Origin of the sequence: Streptomyces milbemycinicus (assembly GCF_002154605.1) — a bacterium.
GTDB lineage: Bacteria > Actinomycetota > Actinomycetes > Streptomycetales > Streptomycetaceae > Streptomyces > Streptomyces milbemycinicus.
In genome coordinates this window covers 1-7,710 of sequence record NZ_MUNE01000351.1, presented here as the reverse complement: position 1 = coordinate 7,710, position 7,710 = coordinate 1, and the positions used below count along the sequence as shown (strand labels likewise).

Genomic DNA, 7,710 nt, shown 5'->3' with positions numbered 1-7,710 from the left:
CGCACCCGCCCGAACCGAATGCCGCCCAACAACGCGTAGGCAGCGCACACGAAGCGGAGCGCACCCGCTACTCCTACCGGGCCCGCCCCGCCTCGCGCGTCCCCGGCCGCCCTCACCACGCCGCAAGAGGCAGAGGGAGCGGGCGAGAGCAGACCGCGTCGTGTCCTATTGCGGCTTGAAGGACCGGATCTGGTAGCTGCCCTGCAGGTTGCCGCCCGCACCGGCGGACGTGGAGCCTACGCGGGAGTGGTAGTTGGTCTGGGTGTAGTACTGCTTCCGCTGCCCCGTTCCGTTCCATACGGAGCGGACGTTCTGGCCGTTCCGGATGAAGGAACAGTCATCGGCGGTGTTCGCCTTGCTGGGCTGCGACCACTGACATCGGGTGCCGCCGCCGTCCCAGTCGCTGTAAATGCAGAAGTACCCCGGGGAGCAGCTGAAGGCCGCCGGGCGGGCCGGGGCCGTGGGGGCGGCGGTCGCGGAGGGTGCGGCGCCGAGGGCCGCGAGCAGGGCGGCCGAGGCGATGGCGAATGAGCGGACACGAAGCATGACAGGGCTCCTTCCATACGCGGGTGCCGCGACTGGGCACACCGAGCACCCGGCGCGGAGCACATGACACTCACCGCAGTGTGCTCGCGTGACCCAGGCGCATTGCCGGAGTCCCGGTGGAGCACCACTGGAGGGCGAGCCCGGAGCATGGCCCAGCGGTCAGCGGGCCACGTCCATGCGCTGGGTGCCGATGACGGACAGCAGCCGCAGCGCCTCCTCGGAGGGTGAACCAGGGTCGGCGGTGTAGATGACGACCTGCTGGTCCTGGCCGGTGATGGCGAGGACGTCGCAATTGACGGTGACCGGGCCGACCAGCGGGTGCTGGAAGGTCTTGCACAGCGTGGGCTCGGCGCATACGTCATGGGAGGCCCACAGCCGGGCGAACTCCTCACTCCCGGCGAGGAGTTCGTCCACCAGCTCGGTCACCTCGGGGTCGTCGGGGTAGCGCGCGGCGGTGGCGCGCAGCCGCTGGGCCGAGTTGCGGGCGAACGCGTCCGCGTCGGACACCCCGTACAGCCGCCGCCCGTCCCGGTGCGGCCCGAGAAAGACGCGGCGCACGAGGTTGCGGTCGCGCCGCGGCAGGGCGGAGAAGTCCTCCATGAGCGCGGCCGCCAGATCGTTCCAGGCAAGCACCTCGAACGTCGCGGACATCACCGTCGCGGCGGCCTGCGGCAGCCGGTGCAGCAGGTCGAGGATGCTCTGCCGCACCTCGCGCGAGGGCCCGGGCAAGGGGCCGGGCGGCGCGCCGGCGAGGTGGTGGAGGTGGTCGCGCTCGGCGTCCGTGAGGCGCAGGGCGCGGGCGAGTCCGGCCAGGACCTCGCGGGACGGACGCGGCGCACGGGCCTGCTCGAGCCGGGTGTAGTACTCGGTCGAGATGAACGCCAACTGCGCCACCTCCTCGCGGCGCAGCCCCGGGGTGCGGCGCCGCGGCCCGGCGGGCAGCCCTGCGTCGGCGGGGGTGATCCGCTCACGCCTGCTGCGCAGGAAGTCCGCCAGTTCTCGTCTGTCCACACCCCCAGTGTGGGCGGGGGTCGCGGCGCTCAGCCAGGTACCGCCGGTGCCTGGATAGCCGATACGGCCGGACGCAGGCTCGCTGCCATGGACAACACACTGGACAACGCTCTGGACAACACACCCCACACCGGCACATCCACCACCGACACGTCCGCCCCCGCGACCCCGGGCCTGCTGGCCGGCAAGGTCGCGTTCATCACCGGTGCCGGTCGCGGTATCGGCGCCGCCGCGGCGCGGCTGTTCGCCCGGGAGGGCGCCCGGGTGCTGCTGGCGGCCCGTACGGAGGCCCAGCTCAAGGCAGTGACCGAGGAGGTCAGGGGGGCGGGCGGCACCGCGGACCACGTGGTGTGCGACCTGGCAGATCCCGCCAGTGTCCGGGCCGCCGTGGAGCGCGCCGTGGAGGTGTACGGCCGCCTCGACGTCGCCTTCAACAACGGCGCGACGTTCGTACCGCCGGGCCCCATGGACCAGGCCAGCGAGGCCGACTTCGACCATGTCTACGCCGTAAACCTCAAGGGCCCGTGGCTGGCCATGGCCGCCGAGGTCGACGCCATCCGGGCCACCGCCGGGACGGGCGCCATCGTCAACAACTCCAGCATCGGCAGCCTCAGGGGCAACCCCGAGCTGCCCGCCTACGGCGCGATGAAGCGGGGGCTCAACAGCCTCACCGAGTCGGCCGCCGTCACCTACGGCCCGGAAGGCATCCGCGTCAACGCGATCGCTCCCGGCGGCACGGCGACCCAGATGATCCGCACCTGGGAAGCGGATTCGCCCGGTCTCGTCGAGCGCATCACCGCGCGGACCCCGCTGCGCCGCCAGGCCGACCCGGCCGAAATCGCCGAGGCCGCCGCCTGGCTGCTCAGCGACCGTGCCTCGTATGTGACCGGCGCGATCCTGCCGGTCGACGGCGGCGCGCGGGCATAGGCCCTGTCCGACGACGGAGACCAAGGTTCCGCCGCGAGCGAAGGCCCTGGCCACAGCACATCCGTACGCCCAAACTGGCCGGATGCGCCGCCTCGTCGTGATCGATGCCCCGTCCAACCTCGGCCTCAGGCCGCCCGCCGAAGGCACCGTGCCCGGGTGCTACAAGCTGGCGGGCGCGCTGCGTGAGCAGCGGCTGGTACAACGGCTCGGGGCGTACGAGGGCGGGGTGGTCGTACCGCCCCGTTACGACCGGGGCGGCTGGCGGGAGGGCGACGGCGTGTTCAACGCCGCGGCCATCGCCGCGTACACCCGCAAGCTCGCCGACCGCATCGAGCGTCACGTCCGGGCCGGGGACTTCCCCGTGGTTCTGGGCGGGGACTGCTCCATCCAGCTCGGCGCCTCGCTCGCGCTCCGCCGCATCGGGCGGTACGGGCTCGCCGCCATCGACGCCTCCGCGGATTTCCGGCACCCCGGGAACTCCGAGCGCGTCGGCGCCGCGGGCGGCGAGGAGCTGGCGCTCGCGACCGGGCGCGGGCAGACGGACCTGACGGATCTCGAGGGGCTGCGGCCGTATCTCAAGGAAGAGGACATACGGATCCTCGGCATCCGGGACTACGACGAGGACCGCGTCGAGCTCTCCGAATTGAAGATCACGAACGCGTCGGTCGGGGAGATCAGGGAGTGGGGCCCGGAGGATCTGGCGCGAGCGACGCTGCAGTCCCTTGAAGCGCCCGTGACCGAGGGATTCTGGGTGCATTTGGACGCGGATGTGCTGGACCCCTCCGTCATGCCCGCGGTCGACAGCCCGGACCCCGACGGGCTGCTGCCCGACGAACTCGTCCCCGTTCTCAGGACCTTGGTGCAGTCGGAGCGCTGCGTCGGCTTCAACCTCACCATTTACGACCCCGATCTCGACCCCGACGGCTCATGCGCCGCGCTCTTGGCCGATCTCGTTCAGCGCTCCTTCGCCTCACCCTGACCAGGCCCGGCTATCCGGGTGCCGGACTGAGTACCCACTATTGATACAGTCCGGGAGCCGGGGAGGGCGGCCGGCGACGAATCCGCGGATGTGCGGGCAGATCTGCGCACAGCACCGGGACCGCCGCGGCTATCTTCCGCCCGGCCGCAAAGCGCTCTACGACGCGACCCTTTCCGGGCTCCTGGAACGCCGCTCCTGGAACGCCATGACCGTGAGCGCTCCATGCCGCCGCCGGACGTAATCGATCTCACCCAGGAACCGAAGATCCAGCCGCTGCAGAAGCTCACGCGCCGGATGCTCATCGACGTCAGGGCGGACATCCGTACCGGACTATTGCGTGAGCCCGCGCCGGACGCGATCGATTTCGCGCACCGGACCTTCCAGGACTACGTGCGGCGGACCTTCCAGGACTATCTGAGCGCGAGAGCGGCCGTCGAACGGCATGATTTCGACTTCGTGATCGAACACGCCCACGGGGGCGACCGGGAAGAGGTGATCAGAATGTCGCCCGGGCGCACCGCTATAGCCGGGATCCGGTCCGCCCGACCGCCTTGGAACGGGCTCGGCTCTTGGCTGGATCGGCCCTATCGTGCTGGAAATGCTGCCCGATCCGACAGTTGTCCCGGACGAGGAAGCGCACCGGCTGCGGGACCGCACTTCCTGGGCCATACGCTCCGTGCTCGCCATGGCCTGGCAGCGTTATGGCGCCGACCGCTACGCGGATGAAATCATCGCTGATCTCGATGAGCGGGAACTCGACTTTCCGGTGTCGAACCTGCAAGAGCTGCACAACGCCGACGTGACCGGGGTCCCCGAGGGCGTACAGGTCATCGTGGCGCGGCCCTGAGGGGTTCTCGCCCCGAGGGCCGCCCCAAACGCGCCAGGGCCCCAGGAGGGCTTCCAGGGGCTTTTACAGGCCCCTGCCCGCTCACCGCGTCCGGGCTTGCGGCGCGGCGGACGGCAAGGGCCTTGCAAGGGGCACCAGGGCCGCCTCCAGGGGGGACTGGAATCCCGCTCTCCATGCCCTGGAATCCCGCCCTCCACGGGCCCTGGAACCCCGCTGGATACGAGAAAGAGCAAACAAGGCTGCCCCGGACCGTACACACGGTCCGGGGCAGCCCCTAGGCGCTCTGCGCGACTCCCTGGCGGGAGGTCACGCCTCCTTGCTGAGGTTCGGGCCCGCGCCGCCTGCCGCGGACTCGATCGGCGGGGTGTCCGGCAGGGCCGACTTCTCCTCGCCGCGGAAGGTGAACTTCTTCTCTTCACCCTCACCCTCGGTGTCCACGACCACGATGTGACCAGAGCGCAGCTCGCCGAAGAGGATCTTCTCCGACAGCACGTCCTCGATCTCGCGCTGAATGGTCCGGCGCAGCGGCCGGGCGCCCAGCACGGGGTCGTAGCCCCGCTTGGCCAGCAGCTTCTTGGAGTCACCGCTGAGCTCGATGCCCATGTCGCGGTCCTTGAGCCGCTCGTCCACCTTGGCGATCATGAGGTCGACGATCTGGATGATGTCTTCCTCGCTGAGCTGGTGGAAGACGACCGTGTCGTCGACGCGGTTGAGGAACTCGGGCCGGAAGTGCTGCTTGAGCTCTTCGTTGACCTTCGCCTTCATCCGCTCGTAGCCGGTCTTCACATCGCCCTGGGCGGCGAAGCCCAGGTTGAAGCCCTTGGAGATGTCCCGGGTGCCGAGGTTGGTGGTCATGATGATGACCGTGTTCTTGAAGTCCACGACCCGGCCCTGGGAGTCGGTCAGGCGACCGTCCTCCAGGATCTGCAGCAGCGAGTTGAAGATGTCCGGGTGGGCCTTCTCGACCTCGTCGAAGAGGACCACGGAGAACGGCTTGCGGCGCACCTTCTCGGTGAGCTGGCCGCCCTCCTCGTAGCCCACGTATCCGGGCGGGGAGCCGAAGAGCCGCGAGACGGTGTGCTTCTCGCTGAACTCCGACATGTCGAGCGAGATCATCGCGTCCTCGTCACCGAACAGGAATTCGGCGAGAGTCTTGCTGAGCTCGGTCTTACCGACACCGGACGGGCCCGCGAAGATGAACGATCCACCGGGGCGCTTGGGGTCCTTCAGACCCGCACGCGTGCGCCGGATGGCCTGGGAGAGCGCCTTGATGGCGTCCTTCTGGCCGATGACGCGCTTGTGCAGCTCGTCCTCCATGCGCAGCAGGCGGGAGGACTCCTCCTCGGTGAGCTTGAAGACCGGGATGCCCGTGGCCGTGGCCAGGACCTCGGCGATCAGCTCCTCGTCCACCTCGGCGACGACGTCCATGTCGCCGGCCTTCCACTCCTTCTCGCGCTTCGCCTTGGCGGCCAGGAGCTGCTTCTCCTTGTCGCGCAGGCCCGCGGCCATCTCGAAGTCCTGCGAGTCGATCGCGGACTCCTTCTCCCGGCGCACATCGGCGATCTTCTCGTCGAATTCGCGCAGGTCCGGCGGTGCGGTCATACGGCGGATACGCATCCGGGAGCCGGCCTCGTCGATCAGGTCGATCGCCTTGTCCGGCAGGAAGCGGTCCGAGATGTAGCGGTCGGCCAGGGTGGCGGCCGCGACCAGGGCGGAGTCCGTGATGGAGACGCGGTGGTGAGCCTCGTAGCGGTCTCGCAGGCCCTTGAGGATCTCGATGGTGTGCGGCAGCGACGGCTCGGCGACCTGGATGGGCTGGAAGCGGCGCTCCAGGGCCGCGTCCTTCTCCAGGTACTTGCGGTACTCGTCGAGCGTGGTCGCGCCGATGGTCTGCAGCTCGCCGCGGGCCAGCATGGGCTTGAGGATGCTCGCGGCGTCGATCGCGCCCTCGGCGGCACCCGCACCCACCAGGGTGTGGAGCTCGTCGATGAACAGGATGATGTCGCCGCGGGTGCGGATCTCCTTGAGCACCTTCTTCAGGCGCTCCTCGAAGTCACCGCGGTAGCGGGAGCCTGCGACCAAGGCGCCCAGGTCGAGGGTGTAGAGGTGCTTGTCCTTGAGGGTTTCGGGCACCTCGCCCTTGACGATGGCCTGGGCCAGGCCCTCGACGACCGCCGTCTTGCCGACGCCGGGCTCGCCGATGAGGACCGGGTTGTTCTTGGTCCGGCGCGAGAGCACCTGCATGACCCGCTCGATCTCCTTCTCGCGCCCGATGACCGGGTCGAGCTTGGATTCGCGGGCGGCCTGGGTGAGGTTGCGGCCGAACTGGTCCAGGACGAGCGAGGTGGAGGGGGTGCCCTCCGCCGGGCCGCCGGCCGTGGCGGCTTCCTTGCCCTGGTAGCCGGAGAGCAGCTGGATGACCTGCTGCCGGACCCGGTTCAGATCGGCGCCCAGCTTCACCAGGACCTGGGCTGCGACGCCCTCGCCCTCGCGGATCAGGCCGAGCAGGATGTGCTCCGTGCCGATGTAGTTGTGGCCGAGCTGAAGGGCCTCGCGGAGCGAAAGCTCCAGGACCTTCTTTGCACGGGGGGTGAAGGGAATGTGACCGGACGGGGCCTGCTGGCCCTGGCCGATGATCTCCTCCACCTGCTGGCGGACCGCCTCGAGCGAAATCCCGAGGCTCTCCAGGGCCTTAGCGGCGACACCCTCACCCTCGTGGATCAGGCCCAGGAGGATGTGCTCGGTGCCGATGTAGTTGTGGTTGAGCATCCGGGCTTCTTCCTGAGCCAGGACGACAACCCGCCGCGCGCGGTCGGTGAACCTCTCGAACATCGTTAATCGCTCCTCAGAGCGGTCAGGCAGTAAGGGGGCGCTCCCCTCTCTGTCCTTCCGCAGCTTAGTCCCGCAAGCGGGGACCGCTCATTCCAACTGCCGACACCCGTCCGGATCACCCCCCGCTCTCGCGAGGAAGGCGCCCGCTGGCTCCCTTTTCCCCGAACAGACGACAACAGCTCCAACCCGATGGTGCGAGACGATGTTCCCGCAGGCCAGGCATCTACGCTCGCCGCCACTACGCCCATGGCGAACGCGATCGCTTCCCGGCCCGTGGACCGCCCCTCCCACTAGGCATGTCTTACCCGCATGGGCTGACACTCCATGCGGTGCGAGCGGGTTCCCTCCGCTACGGGCGAACAACCTTGCGCCCGTTCACCACTCCTGTAGACGCCTGGGTGAATACGGAGCGCACCTTCGTCGCGACACTGCGCAATCGGGGCGGCGGCGTCACCGTGCGTGACTTCACGTAACTTTCGAAGAGGGGCGCAGTTGCTCCGGGCATGGCCCTCACGACCCCGGACGTCCCCGCCCCGGACGTCCCTGCCCGGGACATCCCTGCCCGGGA

The 7,710-nt window shown here is 69.4% G+C and carries 6 protein-coding genes; 3 read left to right on the top strand and 3 right to left on the bottom strand.

Annotation, left to right across the window (positions count from 1 at the left end):
- Positions 1–165: 165 nt before the first annotated feature.
- Together CCN51_RS27380 and CCN51_RS27375 are read right to left on the bottom strand one after the other, a co-directional pair.
- The gene (locus CCN51_RS27380; RefSeq protein ID WP_014178542.1) at positions 166–546 is read right to left on the bottom strand and encodes a peptidase inhibitor family I36 protein; all 381 of its coding nucleotides are present in this window, start codon (positions 544–546) and stop codon (positions 166–168) included.
- Between the two features lie 159 nt (positions 547–705).
- On the bottom strand, positions 706–1,557 hold the full coding sequence (locus CCN51_RS27375) for a helix-turn-helix transcriptional regulator (protein WP_014178541.1): 852 nt from the start codon (positions 1,555–1,557) through the stop codon (positions 706–708).
- An 87-nt stretch (positions 1,558–1,644) separates the two neighbouring features.
- Between CCN51_RS27375 and CCN51_RS27370 the strand changes: the two genes are divergently transcribed.
- The 3 genes from CCN51_RS27370 (at position 1,645) to CCN51_RS53545 (ending at position 4,310) form a co-directional block, all read left to right on the top strand.
- Complete coding sequence (locus CCN51_RS27370) at positions 1,645–2,484, top strand: SDR family NAD(P)-dependent oxidoreductase (protein WP_014178540.1); 840 nt, start codon at positions 1,645–1,647, stop codon at positions 2,482–2,484.
- An 82-nt stretch (positions 2,485–2,566) separates the two neighbouring features.
- A complete protein-coding gene (locus tag CCN51_RS27365; RefSeq protein ID WP_014178539.1) occupies positions 2,567–3,463 on the top strand; it encodes an arginase family protein in 897 nt (298 codons plus the stop codon).
- Between the two features lie 589 nt (positions 3,464–4,052).
- Complete coding sequence (locus CCN51_RS53545) at positions 4,053–4,310, top strand: hypothetical protein (RefSeq protein WP_014178538.1); 258 nt, start codon at positions 4,053–4,055, stop codon at positions 4,308–4,310.
- Between the two features lie 306 nt (positions 4,311–4,616).
- Here the strand turns inward: CCN51_RS53545 and CCN51_RS27355 are convergent, their stop codons facing one another.
- Positions 4,617–7,142, bottom strand: a complete 2,526-nt coding sequence (locus CCN51_RS27355) for an ATP-dependent Clp protease ATP-binding subunit (protein WP_014178537.1) — start codon at positions 7,140–7,142, stop codon at positions 4,617–4,619.
- Between the last annotated feature and the right edge of the window lie 568 nt (positions 7,143–7,710).

Excerpts from the sequence above, each read along its gene's own strand:
- CCN51_RS27380 (WP_014178542.1), bottom strand. The coding sequence starts at position 546 with ATGCTTCGTGTCCGCTCATTCGCCATCGCCTCGGCCGCCCTGCTCGCG.
- CCN51_RS27365 (WP_014178539.1), top strand. The coding sequence starts at position 2,567 with ATGCGCCGCCTCGTCGTGATCGATGCCCCGTCCAACCTCGGCCTCAGG.
- CCN51_RS27355 (WP_014178537.1), bottom strand. The coding sequence starts at position 7,142 with ATGTTCGAGAGGTTCACCGACCGCGCGCGGCGGGTTGTCGTCCTGGCT.
- CCN51_RS27370 (WP_014178540.1), top strand. The coding sequence starts at position 1,645 with ATGGACAACACACTGGACAACGCTCTGGACAACACACCCCACACCGGC.